Origin of the sequence: Pelagicoccus sp. SDUM812003 (genome assembly GCF_031127815.1) — a bacterium.
Lineage (GTDB): Bacteria > Verrucomicrobiota > Verrucomicrobiia > Opitutales > Opitutaceae > Pelagicoccus.
Map to the genome: position 1 here is coordinate 157332 of NZ_JARXHY010000001.1, position 16016 is coordinate 173347.

Annotated in this window: 14 protein-coding genes; 10 read left to right on the top strand and 4 right to left on the bottom strand. The window is 51.8% G+C overall.

Annotated features, from left to right (window positions below):
- Positions 1-28: 28 nt before the first annotated feature.
- The 3 genes from aldA (at position 29) to QEH54_RS00535 (ending at position 4624) form a co-directional block, all read left to right on the top strand.
- Entirely contained in the window at positions 29-1501 is a 1473-nt protein-coding gene (gene aldA, locus QEH54_RS00525; RefSeq protein ID WP_309016651.1) for an aldehyde dehydrogenase, read from the top strand.
- 7 nt (positions 1502-1508) lie between these two features.
- Positions 1509-2651: a mandelate racemase/muconate lactonizing enzyme family protein gene (locus tag QEH54_RS00530; RefSeq protein ID WP_309016652.1), complete on the top strand. Its 1143-nt coding sequence runs from the start codon at positions 1509-1511 to the stop codon at positions 2649-2651.
- Positions 2652-3538: 887 nt separating this feature from the next.
- A complete protein-coding gene (locus tag QEH54_RS00535) occupies positions 3539-4624 on the top strand; it encodes a sugar kinase (protein WP_309016653.1) in 1086 nt (361 codons plus the stop codon).
- Positions 4625-5010: 386 nt separating this feature from the next.
- Here QEH54_RS00535 and QEH54_RS00540 read toward each other — a convergent pair whose 3' ends face one another.
- Entirely contained in the window at positions 5011-6183 is a 1173-nt protein-coding gene (locus QEH54_RS00540; protein ID WP_309016654.1) for a DNA-binding transcriptional regulator, read from the bottom strand.
- Between the two features lie 122 nt (positions 6184-6305).
- On the opposite strand from QEH54_RS00540, the gene galK reads away from it, so the two are divergent.
- The 3 genes from galK to galE are packed head-to-tail and all read left to right on the top strand — an operon-like array spanning position 6306 to position 9539.
- Positions 6306-7490 carry a galactokinase gene (gene galK, locus QEH54_RS00545; protein WP_309016655.1) on the top strand — a complete coding sequence of 395 codons (1185 nt, stop codon included), beginning with the start codon at positions 6306-6308 and terminating at the stop codon, positions 7488-7490.
- Between the two features lie 13 nt (positions 7491-7503).
- Positions 7504-8547 carry a UDP-glucose--hexose-1-phosphate uridylyltransferase gene (locus QEH54_RS00550; protein WP_309016656.1) on the top strand — a complete coding sequence of 348 codons (1044 nt, stop codon included), beginning with the start codon at positions 7504-7506 and terminating at the stop codon, positions 8545-8547.
- Entirely contained in the window at positions 8544-9539 is a 996-nt protein-coding gene (galE, locus tag QEH54_RS00555; RefSeq protein ID WP_309016657.1) for a UDP-glucose 4-epimerase GalE, read from the top strand. Before QEH54_RS00550 ends, galE begins: the two co-directional genes overlap by 4 nt.
- 193 nt (positions 9540-9732) lie before the next feature.
- Here the strand turns inward: galE and QEH54_RS00560 are convergent, their stop codons facing one another.
- Together QEH54_RS00560 and QEH54_RS00565 are read right to left on the bottom strand one after the other, a co-directional pair.
- A complete protein-coding gene (locus tag QEH54_RS00560) occupies positions 9733-10209 on the bottom strand; it encodes a hypothetical protein (RefSeq protein WP_309016658.1) in 477 nt (158 codons plus the stop codon).
- An 82-nt stretch (positions 10210-10291) separates the two neighbouring features.
- Positions 10292-10474, bottom strand: a complete 183-nt coding sequence (locus tag QEH54_RS00565; RefSeq protein WP_309016659.1) for a hypothetical protein — start codon at positions 10472-10474, stop codon at positions 10292-10294.
- Between the two features lie 914 nt (positions 10475-11388).
- On the opposite strand from QEH54_RS00565, the gene QEH54_RS00570 reads away from it, so the two are divergent.
- From QEH54_RS00570 to QEH54_RS00580, 3 genes are all read left to right on the top strand, one after another.
- On the top strand, positions 11389-13503 hold the full coding sequence (locus tag QEH54_RS00570; RefSeq protein ID WP_309016660.1) for a multiheme c-type cytochrome: 2115 nt from the start codon (positions 11389-11391) through the stop codon (positions 13501-13503).
- A 378-nt stretch (positions 13504-13881) separates the two neighbouring features.
- Positions 13882-14280, top strand: a complete 399-nt coding sequence (locus QEH54_RS00575) for a hypothetical protein (protein WP_309016661.1) — start codon at positions 13882-13884, stop codon at positions 14278-14280.
- Positions 14277-14819 (top strand): hypothetical protein, encoded by a 543-nt coding sequence (locus QEH54_RS00580; protein WP_309016662.1) that lies wholly within the window; start codon positions 14277-14279, stop codon positions 14817-14819. Before QEH54_RS00575 ends, QEH54_RS00580 begins: the two co-directional genes overlap by 4 nt.
- Positions 14820-14849: 30 nt before the next feature.
- Here the strand turns inward: QEH54_RS00580 and QEH54_RS00585 are convergent, their stop codons facing one another.
- Positions 14850-15431, bottom strand: coding sequence for a hypothetical protein (locus QEH54_RS00585; RefSeq protein ID WP_309016663.1), 582 nt, complete (start codon positions 15429-15431; stop codon positions 14850-14852).
- Positions 15432-15601: 170 nt separating this feature from the next.
- On the opposite strand from QEH54_RS00585, the gene QEH54_RS00590 reads away from it, so the two are divergent.
- The gene (locus tag QEH54_RS00590; protein ID WP_309016664.1) at positions 15602-15961 is read left to right on the top strand and encodes a CHC2 zinc finger domain-containing protein; all 360 of its coding nucleotides are present in this window, start codon (positions 15602-15604) and stop codon (positions 15959-15961) included.
- Positions 15962-16016 lie beyond the last annotated feature (55 nt).

Here is a 16016-nt window from a genome sequence, read left to right on the forward strand (position 1 = left end):
TATCAGAACGTCTAACTATTACATGATTATGGATACGAAAGTTCAAACAAAGTTGGGATTGGGACATCAAAAGATGTTTATAGACGGCGAATTTGTAGATTCAGTCTCAGGTAATACTGTCGAAGTCGAGAATCCTGCCAACGAGGAGATCGTAGGTACCGTGCCGGATGGGAATGAGGAAGACGCGCGTATTGCGCTCAAGTCCTCAAGTGCCGCCCAAGCGAAATGGGCCGCTATGCCTGCCGTAGAGCGCGGTAACATACTTATCGCGTTAGCGGAAAAGATAAAAGAGAATCGCGAGCGGTTGGCCCGAATGCTCAGCATCGAGATGGGTAAGACATACAAGCTGGCTCTCGGGGAAGTGGATGTGGCAGCCGATTTCATTAATTTTCCCGCTCAAGCTGCCCGCCGCCTGGAGGGTGACATCTTCCCTTCCGATTTTCCTAACGAGCACATAATGATTCATAAGGTTCCTTATGGTGTGACTGTAGGAATTGCCGCGTGGAATTTTCCTTTTGCCCTTTCTTGCAGGAAGATCGGACCATCTTTGACTGCGGGTAATGTCATGGTTGTTAAGCCGCCATCTGTCACGCCGATAACAGTATTGGAACTTGGTAAACTTGCTGTCGAGGCGGGTGTACCTAAGGGAGTTCTAAACATTGTGACAGGTGGCGGTAGGACTATGGGGAGCGAGTTAGTTCGAAATAAGCTGACAAGGTTAGTTAGTATGACAGGAAGCACTAGCACTGGTCAGCAGATTTTTAGCATGTGCGCTGACAATCTTACGGCGGTCCGCTTGGAGCTGGGAGGCAAAGCTCCTTTTATCCTACTGGAAGACGGTGATGTGGATAAGGCTGTCGAGGCGGCTGTAGTTTCGCGACACTTGAATTCTGGCCAAGTTTGCACCTGCCCTGAACGTTTCTATATTCACGATGCTGTGTACGATGAATTTGTGGAGAAGTACGTCGCAGCGACAAAGAAGTTAAAGATGGGAGACCCGCTACACCCAGAAACCGACTTGGGGCCTAAGGTAAGTGGTTACGAGCTCGAGCAAATGGAGAAAATGGTGGAGAGGGCTTTGAATCAGGGATGCAAGCTTGTCTTGGGGGGGAAGCGACCAGATGGCGAAGACTTCAAAAGAGGCCATTGGTATGAACCGACAATTCTCACTGAAGCCACAAACGAAATGTCGATTATGAGAGACGAGGTCTTCGGGGTAGTCAGTCCGATTATGCGCATACAGAGCTTTGAACATGCCCTAAGGCTTGCTAACGATAGTGACTACGGCCTGTCAGCTTTCTTGTTTACAAATGATGTTCGTAAGATCCAGCGTGCAGTTTTAGAGTTGGACTTCGGAGAAATCTACGTGAACCGACAGATGGGTGAGCAACGACAAGGTTTCCACAACGGATATAAGCTAAGCGGAACTGGAGGGGAAGACGGCAAGTATGGCCTTGAAAACTATTTAGAGAAGAAAACCTTTTACGTTAATTTTAGCTGAGACGACTGTGAGTAGTATAAAAAGCATAGAAACGCGGATTTTCAACGTGCCTCTTGCTGAGGTTCTTGTGGATGCGAAGCACGGAAATCATACCCATTTCGAGCTACTCACTGTGATCGTTACATTGGAAGATGGCCGATCAGGAGTAGGTTACACCTACACGGGGGGTAAGGGAGGGCATTCGATTAAAGCCATGATCGATAATGATCTTGCTCCAGCGTTGGTTGGGCAGGAAGGAGACGAGGTCGAGAGAGTGAACGACTTTTGCGAGTGGCATATTCACTATGTTGGAAGAGGTGGGGTGGCTTCTTTCGCAATCTCAGCGATAGACATTGCCCTATGGGATATTCGATGCAAAACCAAGGGATTGCCTCTTTGGAAAGTCGCAGGAGGTGTTTCGAACAAATGCAAAGCATATAGAGGTGGCATTGACCTTATGTTTCCTTTATCCAAGCTATTGAAAAGCATCGGAAGCTATCTTGAAGCTGGTTTCAACGGGGTAAAAATCAAGATTGGACGACCGAGTATTGCTGAGGACCTAGAGCGCATTGCAGCGGTCCGTCAGCTTGTGGGTCAGGATGTAGCTTTTATGATCGACGCAAATTATTCACTTAGCGTTGATAAGGCGATCGAGGTAGCTAGGCGAGCTCGTGAATTTGATTTGGTTTGGTTTGAAGAACCGATAGTCCCTGATGACTACAAGGGCTATGCTCGTATTGGCAAGGAGTCAGGGGTACCCCTCGCTATGGGCGAGAATTTGCATACATTGTATGAATTTGGATACGCGTTCGAGCAGTCGAATCTTTCGTTCATTCAGCCGGACGCTTCGAATTGTGGAGGTATAACTAATTGGTTAAAGGTGGCCGAAATGTCTCGAAGACATGGAGTCCCAGTATGCTCGCATGGTATGCACGAGTTGCACGTGAGTTTAGTGTCTGCTCAGCCGAATGCTGGTTGGCTAGAGGTGCATAGTTTTCCAATCGACGAATACACGATGCATCCGCTGAGGCTCGAAAATGGCCAGGCAGTAGCGCCTGAAATCCCCGGCATTGGCGTTGAATTTGATTGGGAAAAACTAAAGCGATTCGAAGTCTCAAGGGCTCTTGTTGACATCAATAATCAACGGAAATCCATGTTCGCTCAGCTTTGATTTCTCCTCGTGTGATGCCAGCCCCTAGAAATGGATCAGTAGGTTTCTCCGGAAACTTGAGCCGACAGACGCGCCGAAGACACGTTTCCCAAGGGAGCCACCCGCGACGGGCGATGCATTTTTTACTGTGTGGGCTCTCGACTTTACTTCAGTTGATGTGGGAGGGTTTCTGTTTCAGGAGCAGTTGGTTGGCTTAGCGAACGGCGAAGAGGAAGCTACTCGTTGCTTGAGCTTTGAAATGCCAATGTAATGAAAGCGAATCTCGTTACATCGGAGATCCACACATTCGGCTGTCTTTAAGCACTTTTTTGTCAGCTGAGGGTTCCTAAAGGTAGACAAGAGCCATTTGAACAGGTCAGCATCTAGATTCGAATGAATTAAATTTGGTAGCAACGAGCAGGTGACAGCAAGTGGATAACGCTAGCTTGAAATAAGAGGTCCAAGACTAAATCCTGAAGCTTTATGTATTTAATACTGAAGGGATATGCAAATTTTATTGGATAATGAAAAGTTTTTACTTACTTCGGCAGTGAAACTCACTTCATTGATTTGAATAATTCGAGTTAGGTTACCGTGATTTATTAAGCTATGTTATCATTGATTGGTCGGAATTCATATTCTTCAATGAGCGAGAATGGGCAATTTCATTCCCGTGGAGACTTGGTTTCAATAAATTGAGTTTTCTTTAATTAAATCCAATGGCGATATTCTTTCTGATCGATAACTTGAAGCTCGAAACAAATGAATAGCTACTTGTTAGAGTTGAATGAACTGCCAGTTGGTAGATCTTGGATTGTTATGTGAGATTCGGAAAAGACAAAAGGCAGGGTTCTGTAGCAAAATAGAGCTACTCCTGCGAGAGGTGAAATTTTAAACGATAATAAATTATGTTGGTTGTTACCTTTGGAGAAATCATAGGTCGTCTGGAGACTCCTGGACATCTAAGATTGCGCCAGGCGCGTGACCTTGAGGTGACCTATACTGGTGCAGAAGCTAGCGTAGCGGCTTCGATATGCAATTTCGGCGGGGACGCTCGCTACGTGACAGCGCTGCCTAAGCATGCTTTAGCCGAGGCGGCCGTGGACGCCGTGCGTGCCGTTGGCGTGGATACCAGTTTTGTTCTGAGAACAGACTGGGGGCGTTTGGGCATGTGCTATATGGAGATGGGATTGAACCAACGCCCGAGCAATGTGATTTATGATCGAGCTTATTCGGCGATCGCCATTACAGATTCGGTAGAATATGATTGGGAGAATATTTTTTGCGATGCTGATTGGCTCCATTTGAGTGGGATCACCCCAGCTCTTTCCGCAGTCGCTGCTGAGACAACGTTGGTCGCCGCCATGGTAGCAAAGGATTCCGGTTGTAAAGTCTCTCTCGATTTGAATTTTCACAGCGCTCTTTGGAAGTGGAATGAGTCGAACTCTTCGAGGGATCTTGCTCGTCAAACAATCGGTACTTTGCTGCCTTTTGTAGATGTTGTCATCGGAAACGAAGACGATTACCACGATGTCTTGGGTATTCAGGCGGATAAAACAGGCTTTAGCAGTGGATCTCGCAAAATTGATTGTTATTCTGAAGTTGCTAGAACAGTGATTGATTGCTTTCCAAATCTAAGCAATGTCGCAATTACGCTTTCTGAAAGCTTATCGTTATCGAATAACAATTGGGGAGCAATGCTCTACGATGCTAAGAAGGGCCAAGCTTTCTTTGCTCCGTTGAGCCAGAAAAGAACATACGAGCCATATCAGATAAAGAGTGTTGTAGACAGTGTCGGGTGTGGAGAATCTTTTGCTGGTGGTCTGATATTTGCATTGAACACGCCAAAGCTGTGCGACCCCGAGCTAGCTATCCAGTATGCTGTGGCTGCGGCTTGCTTGAAGCATTCTATAAAAGGCGAATTCAACTTCTCTACACGTGAAGAGGTGGAAGCATTGATGGGCGATACTGTATCGAGACTAGTGCTTCGTTAGGTCGCGCTATGAAAATTGCTTTCTAGGATTCTGAGTTTCTGATCATTCAATATTTTTTTCTTTATCGGTGAGTCAATTATGGCTTTCGGTCTAGTGCTAGGTTAGAAACTTCTGAAGGTTTAAGTCACTCGAAGGGACCTCTTGGTCTATGGCGGTGTAAACTCTAGATTGGGCGGCGGATCTGCTTGTGCTCGGGTTATTGCCCGTCGCGTTGAAGATATCGTGATTTTTATCTTTGCATATGCGGTTTACCCGTTCCTGGAGTGCTAAACGCATGCGAAGTTTAGTGCCAAGGAATTGGTCACGCACCTGAAGTGCCTTGTTGTGCGTGTGCGACTCGGGTGACGTGCTACATTTAGCTTCGAGTGCGGACCGAACCACTGATGCTACATTCCAGGCAGGTCAAGTTTCGAAGGATTTGTTTTCCTTCGATACTTCGCTGGTGTTGTGTTGAGGCACCGCTTGAACACCTGATTGAGATACTCCTGATAGTTGAATCCGCTCCGGATCGCGACATCTATTATGGGCAGGGTAGTAAAGCTAAGCATGTCGCAGGCTCGTCGGAGTTTGACGTCCTGAATCGACCGTCCAACGGTTCTTCCGAGAGTTTCTTTGAATCGACGCTGAAGGACGCTGCGTGAAAGCCCAGCGGCGCTAGCGATTTCCTCAACGGAGATCCCTTCGCATGCCTTCTCCCTGATCAGTTGGAGCGCTTTCGCTAGCGAAGGGTCGTCGACGGCTTCGAAATCGCTCGAGAGTCTTCGATGGATAGTCAGAGGCGGAATTCGTGTAGGATCGCTGTTTGGTTTTGAACCGTGTAATATCTGATCGAGGAGCTTGGCTGCCTGATACCCCACCTCGTTGTGGTTTGGCTCTATGCTGGTCAATCGTGGTTGGCAGAGATCGCAGAAAGACGAATCGTTGTCTACAGATATGATGCTTACTTGCTCTGGGATAGCGATCGATCGTCGCCTGCAAGCTTCGAAAGCAATAGGTGCGAACTGGTCGCTCGCGATCATTAATCCAAGAGGAACAGGACAGCTGGCCAACCAGTTTTCGATTTTGGTTAGTGTGCTGGGCCAGTTAGCCGGCTCGCGGTCGCGAGTGCTGAGTTGAAGCTTTTGAATCGAAGACGCCGACTGTGCTGAGGCGTGTTCCCTGAACCCGATCAGTCTTTGGTTGGACCAGGTTTCATTTTCTACTCCGAGGAAAGCGAAATTCCGATGTCCCATTTCCATGAGATGAGAAGCCCCCAGTTCGCCGATCTGTGCGTCATGGCTGCTCACAACCGGGTAAGGTGATCCAATGACATTTCCGAGAACATCGACTATCGGTACACCTTTGCGAGCAACTAGCTCTAGTGATTCCGACCGTGAGATTCTCGCGATAATGCCGTCGCCCTTCCATTGGTCGATGCTGCTTGGCTCCAAGGAACCAAGTGGGCCTGTGTAATGAAAAATAGACCAGTCGTTGGTTTCGTGCAGGTAGCGAGATATGCCGCCAAGAATAGCTCTCCCTGAAGCGAGCGAGGTCTCGATAAGGATAGCGATATTTTTCATACGATGACCGAAATGCTTAAAAAAATGAGCGGTATCTATCTGGATTGGGAGAGCGAAAAAGTGCTAGACTCCTTTCATATTCGCCATTGAGGCGTTCGAATTCAAGCGACTTGATTCATAAAATGACAGTGATGAAAAGCAACATGCAACGGGTGGAAACATTAGCGGAGGTGGAGAGACGATTTTGTGTGGAATGGGGAGCTTTGCCTTCGTTTTTCGCTATTGCGCCGGGCAGGGTAAACCTGATCGGCGAGCATGTGGATTACAACATGGGTTGGGTTCTCCCTGCTGCAATCGAGAAGCATGTGGTGCTGGCGGCGAATCCTAATGGAGGTTCACGGATCAGAGTTCGCAGTTCCGGATTTAGCGAGCTGGTTTCGGTCGACTTGGGGGAGCTTCATTCTCGCCGAGAGTCCGGGTGGGGGCGTTACGTAGTCGGAGTGCTCACAGTCCTGGCTGAAAGAGGTGTGGACCTGAAAGGATTTGATGGGTATCTCGAGTCCACGATTCCTTCGGGGGGCGGACTTAGCAGTAGCGCTGCTCTCGAAGCTGCTGTTTGCCAAGCTGCTTTGACTGTGGCTGGAGAATCGATGGGAGAAATGGAAATGGCGAAATTATGCCAGGAAGCAGAGCATAGATTCGGAGGTGTTCCGTGTGGACTCATGGATCAAGCTGCCGTTTTCGCTAGTCGGGAAGGAAGCCTTCTTCTGATGGACTGCGGAGAGGAGACGGTCCGACATGTACCATTTGACTGCGAAGATTGGGCTATCATGATTCTGAATACGGGAGTTAAGCACAATCTGGCGGATGGGGAATATGCGGTTCGGCGACGTTGTTGCGAGGAAGCGGCGAACTTGCTGGGCCTGCCAAGTCTTCGTTCGCTGGAGCCGTCCCAACTGCAGGAAACGCTTTCTAGAGAGGACTTGAATGGCGAATTGCGACGATGTATTCGCCATGTGGTTACAGAGAACGAAAGGGTGCTGCGTTGCGTGAAGTCTCTACGCTCTGGAGACATGGCGACTGTGGGTCGCCTGCTGAACGAGAGTCATGAGTCGCTAAGAAGCGACTATCGGGTAAGCTGCAGGGAGCTCGATTTCGTAGCGAAAACGCTACAGGACATGGATGCTGTCACAGGTTGTCGAATGACAGGAGGCGGTTTCGGGGGATCGTGCGTCGCGATCGTTAGGAGCGAAGAGATCAGGTCCGTCTCTGAGTATGCGATCCGGGCTTATCGAAAAGAGTATGGTGGAGAGTTGGATGTTTTCAGCTCCCGGCCCGTAGGGGGCTCAAAAGTGGTTTTCAACTAGGGATTTGAAGAAGATGAATTACGAACAGCAACCGCACAGGCGAAGGAATTTGCTGACTGGAGAATGGGTTATTTGCTCGCCGCACCGAGCCGCTAGACCGTGGCAGGGGCAGCTTGAGGATACTGCTCGATCGAAGCGTCCTCAACATGATCCGGCGTGTTACCTCTGTGCCGGAAATGCTCGTTCTGGAGGGAAACGGAACCCTGATTACCAGGATACGTTTGTGTTCGAAAACGACTTTCGAGCGTTGCTAGACGATGAGGGCCATGACGAAGGCGACGAGAAGCACCCATTGCTTTGCTCGAAGCTGATTCGAGGGACGTGTCGGGTCGTCTGCTTTTCTCCCAGGCACGATCTCACGCTAGCGCAGATGTCTGAAGCTGAGATTTCCAAGGTTGTACAAACTTGGATCGACCAAACGAGTGAGCTGGGCCAGAAGTATTGCTGGGTTCAGGTCTTCGAAAACAAAGGGGCGGCGATGGGGTGCTCAAACCCCCATCCACATGGACAAATATGGGCGATGGACGACGTTCCCACCGTGCCGAATCTAGAGGATGAAAACCAGTTCGATTACTATCGCCGCAACGGGTCGGTGCTGCTGAGCGACTATTTGGAGACAGAGCTGAAGGTGGAGGAGAGACTGGTCTGTCTCAATGATGATTGGGCGGTGCTTGTGCCATACTGGGCGGTTTGGCCCTTCGAGACGATTTTGCTGCCTCGGTTCAAAGCCTCTCGACTGACCGACTTGAGCTTTGCGAGGGTGGATTCTCTTTCGAACATTTTGAGGAATCTCCTACGAAGATACGATGGATTGTTCAACGTGGACTTTCCCTACTCGATGGGGTGGCACGGAGCACCTTTCGACGGGACGGCGGGCGAGCATTGGCAGGTCCACGCTCACTTCTATCCTCCTCTTCTTCGCTCCGCTAGCGTCCGCAAATTCATGGTCGGCTTCGAAATGCTGGGTGAGTCTCAACGTGACATCACGCCGGAACTAGCTGCTGAAAGACTACGCGGAGTCGAACTCGAAGCTGCTTCAGGAAAGGATTGCATATGAAGGTGCTAGTGACTGGTGGCGCGGGGTATATTGGAAGCGTGGCCACGGACGCTCTTTTGCAGAGAGGACACGACGTAGTCGTTTTCGACAATCTGCAGCAAGGGCACAGGGAAGCGGTTCCCCTGGAGGCGAGGTTTGTGCAAGGCGACTTGAATTGCTTCAAGGCAATCGATCAGGTTGTTCGCTGCGAAACCCCCGACGCGGTAATGCATTTCTCGGCGAACTCACTTGTGGGAGAGTCGATGGAAAAGCCCTTCTTGTATCTGAACGACAATGTGGTGAACGCCCTTAATCTCCTGAAGAGCATGGAGAATCACGGAGTGAAGAGGATAATTTTCTCATCCACCGCCAATCTTTTTTCTGATCCGTCCGAAATGCCAATTGACGAAACCGAACGCATTGTGCCGGGAAGCCCATATGGAGAATCTAAGGCGATAATCGAGCGCTTCCTTCACTGGTTGTCTGTCACAAGCGGATTCAGGTACGCTTGTTTGCGATACTTCAACGCGGCTGGCGCCACGGAAAGGCTGGGAGAGGATCACAATCCGGAGCTTCACCTGATTCCGATTATATTGCAGGTCGCTTTGGGGCAACGAAAGGAAGTGAAGATATTCGGAAACGATTACGATACGCCCGACGGCACGTGTATCAGGGATTACATACACGTTGAAGATCTGATAGACGCGCACATACTTGCTCTAGGCGCACTTGAGAGCGGAAACCGAGTCTACAATCTCGGCAACGGAAAGGGCTTTTCGGTCAAAGAAGTTGTCGAGTCGGCTAGGCGAGTAACCGGTCATCGAATACCATGCGAGATTGCGAAGAGAAGGCCTGGAGATCCGGCAGTGCTCGTTGCCGGGAGTGACAAGATTAGAAACGAGCTGGGTTGGTCGCCTCGCTACGCGGATATCGATTCCATCGTAGAGTCGGCATGGAAGTGGCATAAGGACAATCCGAACGGGTACGAAGGTGAAAAGCGACAGGTTCGCTAGGCAGTTTCGTGGCCTTAGCTCTGGGGGAAGAACTTGCGGTTTAGCTAGCGGCACCCATTTTTCCTGACGCATGATGAAAAAAGTGGGGAAACTTTTGGTAAGTATCCCATCTAGTGTTCGTTTACGTCGTAATCTGTCCAGCTTAGAAGATTTAAGCCGTTCCTCGTCGCTGACCATCATGATAGTCAGCTTCTCAAGCACGTCCTTGAGATGGTTTCACTGGAGAAGATCTTCGCGCTTTGACGAAAACATTCCTTCGCCATGGTCCAAGAAAATGGTTCCGCTTTGAGACGTTGCGAACGTACTCTTCGAGTTGGTCGAGCTCCCGTACCCAAGAAGCGGATAGAAAGTGGTTCTCCGAGTTAAAATGTATTTTGTTTGGCGATACAGAGCTTAGAAAGTCATAGGTCATGCTCATTTCTTCCCAGAAATAGGCGTAGTGCTCCTCCCAAGGTTCCGGGCCTTTCGCGTTGAGGTTTCTGGCCCATTTCGTTTTCGCGTCATCACCGATCATCGAGGTCAACTCGGTGAGAACTTCCATATCTATCCCGTGCGACCGATAGTTTTCGGAGAAGAGGTTGGGTTGCAGCTTGATGCTGGTGTCTGCCTCTGGATTGCCTTTTCGAAGCTCGCCTTGTATGTAGGTGAACCATTCGGTACCGCGATCCATATTGAATCGACAAAAATCGTACCAGAGTGGAGTTCCGCGGAGAGCTCGGGGTAGCGGAAACGGGTACTCTATAGAATAAAAGTCAGGACTCGTTCAAGAGGAAGGAATTGATCGCTCGGTCGTGATCGACGGGATACAGGTTTTCTCCTCCGTGGAAGATAGCGCCCAAATGGTCGTTGTAGACGCGATCATCGGTAAGTGGACGACCTACGGATTTCGAGAAGTAGTCGTAGAGGAAGATCGGCTTTCCGTTGATCAGCAGCATATCCTCCGCCACCTCGATGTTCTGCCAGTCGACTTTGTTGACCGGTCGTCTGACTATATCGCCGCTTAGGACTTGTTCGAGCGTGGCTATGCCTTTGTCGAGAATCTCTATTGATTTGCGACGTTCGAAGTTCGGAAGCTCTTTCGCCAGGCGCTTTTTGTTGTTGCGAAACGGTTCGTGGTAGACGCCGAACAGATACTCATTGGCTTCTATGTTGGTCTCGTCCCAGTCGGCAATTTAAGAAATTCGCGGGAAAACCAGAGAAGCGTTTCTTCTCGCGTAACGTCGATATTGGCGTTTCTCGCCTCATCCATAGGTACGACAAGTTCGTCGATTTTTGAGTAGGCTCTTTCGCTGAGCGCCGAGGCATTCAAGCACGGTAGAGCTATGGCAATCAGGATGGTGAAGATAACTTGCCTGCGTCGAGAGTGTGTTTGCGACATGGGTAGCCAATGTGGGTCCTATGGTTATGGGGGCGCTGAGCTTTACCAATCGAGACTTGTGATACTACTCGCCATTGAAGAATTGGGCGAGCGAAGCTAAATTTCGTTTCCCACGAAGATAGCGAGGATGGGCGCATTTAACTATGCATTTTTTGATTTTCGTGCTGCATCTCCTTCGCAACTTTTTATATCTGTCTTTAAGGGGTCTGACATCCGAAAATTAGGTGTGTATTAGGTGGGTTATTTGAAGAATCTGTTTCTGAGCTCCGAGCGATCAGTATCGCTCTTGGTTTTAGCTTTTTTGTTGATCCGTGGGGTGATCTCCCAAATTTTTGAATACGAGTCCGTGTGAGGTAGTGAGTGCGAAAGACGACCCTGTATCTTCGCCAAGCTTCATTGATCGAAGCCAAGGCTAACCTGCGTTATTTCTCATGGTCGCGGATAGCGAGTGACTCGAACGAACCCCTCGAGATGAAGATCGTAAAATCGCTTCTGTTGTTGTATGCGCTAATGATGCTGGCTTTCTTTGGCTGCGGCCTAAACGAGGAGGAATCGATTTCCGCAGGAAAGCGGGACGATTCCGGAATTCCTGACTGGAAGGATGCGGAGACGTGCAGAAGCTGCCATTCTGAGGTCTTTGATGAATGGTCTGCCAGCCACCATGCTGGGGCTAACCGTCTCGTCGATCCGGTACGCGATGCGGACAAGTTTGGAGTCGGCGAGCTGACGGATGCTGCAGGACGGCGATACGTCGCAGGCGAGCGAGATGGCGAATTCGTCCTGAGCGAGCGTTACGAGGGGGGAGAGTTCGTCGAGGGCAAGGTGGACGCGATCATTGGGAAGACGCCATTGGAGCAGCCACTGCTCTCTCTTCCCGACGGCAGGTACCAGGCGCATGCAATGGCTTGGGACACCGAGAGGAAGGAATGGTTTAACGTGTTCGGCGACGAGGAGAGGCTGCGCGGGGAGTGGGGGCACTGGACGGGCCAGGGGATGACGTGGAACTCGAACTGCGCCTGGTGTCACGTGACTGAATACGAAAAGAACTACGATCCGGACACCGACAGCTACGCTAGCGAATGGAGTCGCATGGGTATAAGCTGCATATCCTGCCACAGCGGCATGGAGGAGCATGTGAGATCGGCGGTCGCTGGCAGCGGTCTGGTCACGGTCGAGCCGGTCTCCGAGACAGCCGTGCTGGAGAACTGTGCAAGCTGCCATTCGCGCCGGGAGGAGCTTACTGACAGTCGGTTCATCGCGGGCGACGACTACGAGGACCACTTTCGATTGATGCTCTACGATCACCCCACCGCCTATTTCGAGGACGGTAAGGCGGACGAGGAGAACTTCGTGTACGGCTCGTTCATGCATAGCGGAATGGGGCACGCGGGCGTATCCTGCATGGACTGCCACAACCCGCACTCCGCCGAGTTGACCCTGCCCGCCGAAAACAACGCCACGTGTATTCAGTGTCACAGTACGGGGAATATGGGAGCGACGCTGATCGATCTCGCGACGCACAGCAGGCATAGACCGGGGTCCGGAGGCGACTCGTGCGTTGACTGCCACATGCCGGAACGGACCTACATGGCTCGGGATCCGAGAAGAGACCACGGCTTCACCATCCCGGACCCGTATATGAAGAAGGAATTTGGCGTTCCCACCGCGTGCACGGACTGCCACGCCGAGGAGTCGACCGAATGGCTCCTGGAGAGGTTCGACAATTGGTATGGGCCGAGCGAACGAATCAATGACCTGCGGGCGCGCGGCCACCTGCTAGAAAACGCCTGGGAGGGCGAAATCGAATCCCCCGATGAGATTCTCGATCGACTGGAGGCGGCGGAGAACCCGTTCTGGCGCGCGAGCTGGCTGCGAATGCTTCGGCCGTTCGCTCAGGAGCAGTCGGTGCGGAACGCCGCCGTGCGATCGCTCGACGCTGAGCATCCTTTGGAGAGGGATGCCGCGCTTTTCCTGCTTGGCATTCGAGAGGACGCCGTTGGCGAACTGCTAGATGGGCTCGAGGACGAATCGAGGCTTGTGAGGCTTCAGGCGGCTGAAAACCTGTCCGAAAGAGGAGTGGACCTTGAGGGAAGCGTTGCCGCCGAGCATATGGACTATCTAAAGGCCAACGCAGATCGACCGTCGGGAGCCCTTCGTCTCGCCCGGGTCGCCGCCAGGGAGGGCGACGCGGATCTGACGCGTAGAATGGTTGAGGTGGCGGTCAGCTTCGATCGGCGCAACCCCGCGCTGCGCTACGATGCTTCGATTCTCCTCGACCGGGCGGGCCTGCCGGAGGCTGCGATTCGCCACCTTCGCGTGGCGATTGGCTACGCCCCTCGAACCGCTCTATACCGTTTTTCAATCGGTCTGCTCGAGGCCGAGCTGGGACGGCTGGAAAAAGCGACGCAAAGCATGGAGGCGGCTGTCGAGCTCGCCCCTGAAAACGATCGCTGGCACTACAATCTCGCTATAGTGCGAGCGCGCCTGGGCGATCGGGAAGGGGCGAAGGATTCCTTGTCATCCGCCATCGAGCTGGCTCCGGAAAACGCGGACTACAGGTCATTTATGCAGAACCTGCTCCGCTAGGGTTTACAGAGGGAGAGTTCCAGAGCTCGCTCAAGCGAAGTAGGTCGGCTGGGCAAGGTAGGCCTTCTTTCGTGGGACGGCAAGCGACGGCAGGCATCGATTGCAATGCCTCGAGCTTCGGCTCGTAGTTGGCGGAGACGGGGGAATTAATAGTGTTGAACGGATTCTCCTCGCCTGCCTTCGGCAGGCTGATCGAATCCCGATGAAGCGTTTCTTATGAATGGACAGGAGAGTTTTCTGTTCAGGCGGCGCTGCCTTGTATTCGCCGAGAGCGAATGCAGTTCGGAGACGTATTTCAGGGCAGACGTATTCACCAGTAGGATACTGGGAATCTGCCAATCGAACGCGCTGCCACTAACCCCGATCGAATAGTTTGATATGATTTACAGTGAATTTCTACATGACAAGCGCGAGGCGCTGGAACGAGCTTCGAGTCTGCTTTGTTCGGAGCGGTACGACGCCTGCCAGCGAACGCTAGAGTCGATGGAGCCTGAGGCCAAGGATTGCGAGGACTACCACGCGACTTGGCTTGCGACGCTCGTCCAGCAATCGCAATGGGCCCAGACGGTAGCCTATGCGGAACCTCTTGTCGAGCGTCATGGCGGCTATTGCCGGACGTTTTACTCCGCATTGGTGTCGGGGCTGAAGGCTCGAGGCAAAACCAACGAAGCGTTCGCGAGGGTAAAGGAGGCGCGAGCCCATTGGCCCAGTGATCCCTTGTTCGTTGAGTTTGAGAGACTGCTGATACTCGAGGAAGGCGAGAAGGGCGCGAAATGAAGCAGGGGGAATCTAAGCTAAAGAGCATCGAGAGGGCGGTGCACGAATTGTTTTGCGCAAGCGGTTTGAATCCCGCCGAAGCCGTTCACGTCTCGCTGGGCGTGGCTCGGGCCTCAGCTCTCAATGTGGATATCCACGGCGTTATCAACCTCTGGACCCACGTATTCAGCCGACTGGTACAATGCAGCTCGGTTGGCCGACCGGACCTTGGCGGGATGCTAGACAAGTCCGAGCTGTCGGTAGAGGCCGATCTCAGCCTGTATAGAATCGATAAGCTCGATGAGCTTGGTCGACTGCTCTCGCTGGAAACGAATCAAGGGAGGATGTATCCCAGGTTTCAGGTTTGGCGAGGGAGCCTTTTGCCGGGAGTAACGGACGTGAACTCGATTCTGGCTAGCGAGGAACTGAGCATGGAGACCAGGGCCCTGTTTTACATGTGGCCGTTGTTCGGTGGAGCAAATGTTTTGGAGGCCCTTCGAGCGGGTCGAGTCGATGTCGTGGTAGACTTCGCACCATGCTTCCGAGGGTTTTTCATATAGGCGGAACTTACGACGCTCTAGTCGCTCGCGTCATGCCGCCTTGGAGCCTGGAAAGGTCCGCCGTCCGGCATAAGCCACCGTAACGCCCGCCTTGAACAGTTCGAGCGGCACGTAGCAGTGGACGCTGTGGTAGGTCGTTCCGTCCTGCATTCGAGTCTTTTGCGGCGCTTCGGCCCGCCAGAAATGCCAGTAGTCCCAATTAGCTTCGTAACAGCGCTTGAAGGAGTCGAATTCGATCATCACCGCTCGACCTGTTGGCTTGTATAGCCAGATGAGGTAGTCGGCATTCCGGTTTTGGTACCCTCGTATCCGCTTTTCGAGCACACTATAGAGTTCGATGGCAAGGTCGTCCGCTCCCCATAGCCGAGGGTCCTCGTCCCGAATCTTCAAGTCGGCGAAGACGCGTCCGCTTTTGCTAAAGATCTCTAGGTCGGCGCCTGTGCGATCGATCGTCTCCGAGGTCTCTCGAGAACAAAGGTAGTCTGGGAATAGCTGGGCGAGGCAGTCGTCTAGCGGAAAATTCTTCGTGTCGGAGAGCGAGCGGGAAAGGTCTTCTGAAAAGTGATTCGTCATGCCTCGATAGTGGCCAGATTTCGGTCTCTTTTCAATCATAAAGTAATTAAAAAACGGATACTTGAAGTCTTTATTCCGGACTGCTGCTAGCTGCAGCAGCCCGGTCCCCGAATCACAAAAGACGGCGACTGCCTTCCGCCGCCTTGGACCCTGCATTGCTGCAGGGTCTTTTTATTGGAGGCCAAATCTACACTAACCCAAAAAACAAAATGAAGAAAATCATCAAAAAGAGCAGTATCGAAGCCTTGAAGCAGGTCGCGAGCCTGACGGACCTGATCTCCGACGACGTGCAATTGACGCGCGTGGGCGACTATTACGTCGCTCCGAGCCCGTTTGTCGGAACGCGTCCGATGACGCTTTGCATCAACCCCGATGTCAATCGCTGGCGCTGCAAGGCCACAGGCAAGCACGGAGACGTGATCGAGTACTTCAAGCTTGCTTACCGTCTTCCGTTCATTGTGGCGGTCGAGGCTCTGGCAAAGCGCTGTGGTTTCCGTCTGGAGTACGAAGGTCCCACCGGACCGTTCGGCGGCTTTCCCCAAGCGGAACTGCCTCTTGAGGCTGCGTAGTAGCAAGAAACGAAAATAGCGGCGTCCATACTCTGGGCGCCGCTCAATCCTAAAT

Excerpts from the sequence above, each read along its gene's own strand:
- aldA (WP_309016651.1), top strand. The coding sequence starts at position 29 with ATGGATACGAAAGTTCAAACAAAGTTGGGATTGGGACATCAAAAGATG.
- QEH54_RS00535 (WP_309016653.1), top strand. The coding sequence starts at position 3,539 with ATGTTGGTTGTTACCTTTGGAGAAATCATAGGTCGTCTGGAGACTCCT.
- QEH54_RS00540 (WP_309016654.1), bottom strand. The coding sequence starts at position 6,183 with ATGAAAAATATCGCTATCCTTATCGAGACCTCGCTCGCTTCAGGGAGA.
- galK (WP_309016655.1), top strand. The coding sequence starts at position 6,306 with ATGACAGTGATGAAAAGCAACATGCAACGGGTGGAAACATTAGCGGAG.
- QEH54_RS00550 (WP_309016656.1), top strand. The coding sequence starts at position 7,504 with ATGAATTACGAACAGCAACCGCACAGGCGAAGGAATTTGCTGACTGGA.
- galE (WP_309016657.1), top strand. The coding sequence starts at position 8,544 with ATGAAGGTGCTAGTGACTGGTGGCGCGGGGTATATTGGAAGCGTGGCC.
- QEH54_RS00560 (WP_309016658.1), bottom strand. The coding sequence starts at position 10,209 with ATGGATCGCGGTACCGAATGGTTCACCTACATACAAGGCGAGCTTCGA.
- QEH54_RS00565 (WP_309016659.1), bottom strand. The coding sequence starts at position 10,474 with ATGCTGCTGATCAACGGAAAGCCGATCTTCCTCTACGACTACTTCTCG.
- QEH54_RS00570 (WP_309016660.1), top strand. The coding sequence starts at position 11,389 with ATGAAGATCGTAAAATCGCTTCTGTTGTTGTATGCGCTAATGATGCTG.
- QEH54_RS00575 (WP_309016661.1), top strand. The coding sequence starts at position 13,882 with ATGATTTACAGTGAATTTCTACATGACAAGCGCGAGGCGCTGGAACGA.
- QEH54_RS00580 (WP_309016662.1), top strand. The coding sequence starts at position 14,277 with ATGAAGCAGGGGGAATCTAAGCTAAAGAGCATCGAGAGGGCGGTGCAC.
- QEH54_RS00585 (WP_309016663.1), bottom strand. The coding sequence starts at position 15,431 with ATGATTGAAAAGAGACCGAAATCTGGCCACTATCGAGGCATGACGAAT.
- QEH54_RS00590 (WP_309016664.1), top strand. The coding sequence starts at position 15,602 with ATGAAGAAAATCATCAAAAAGAGCAGTATCGAAGCCTTGAAGCAGGTC.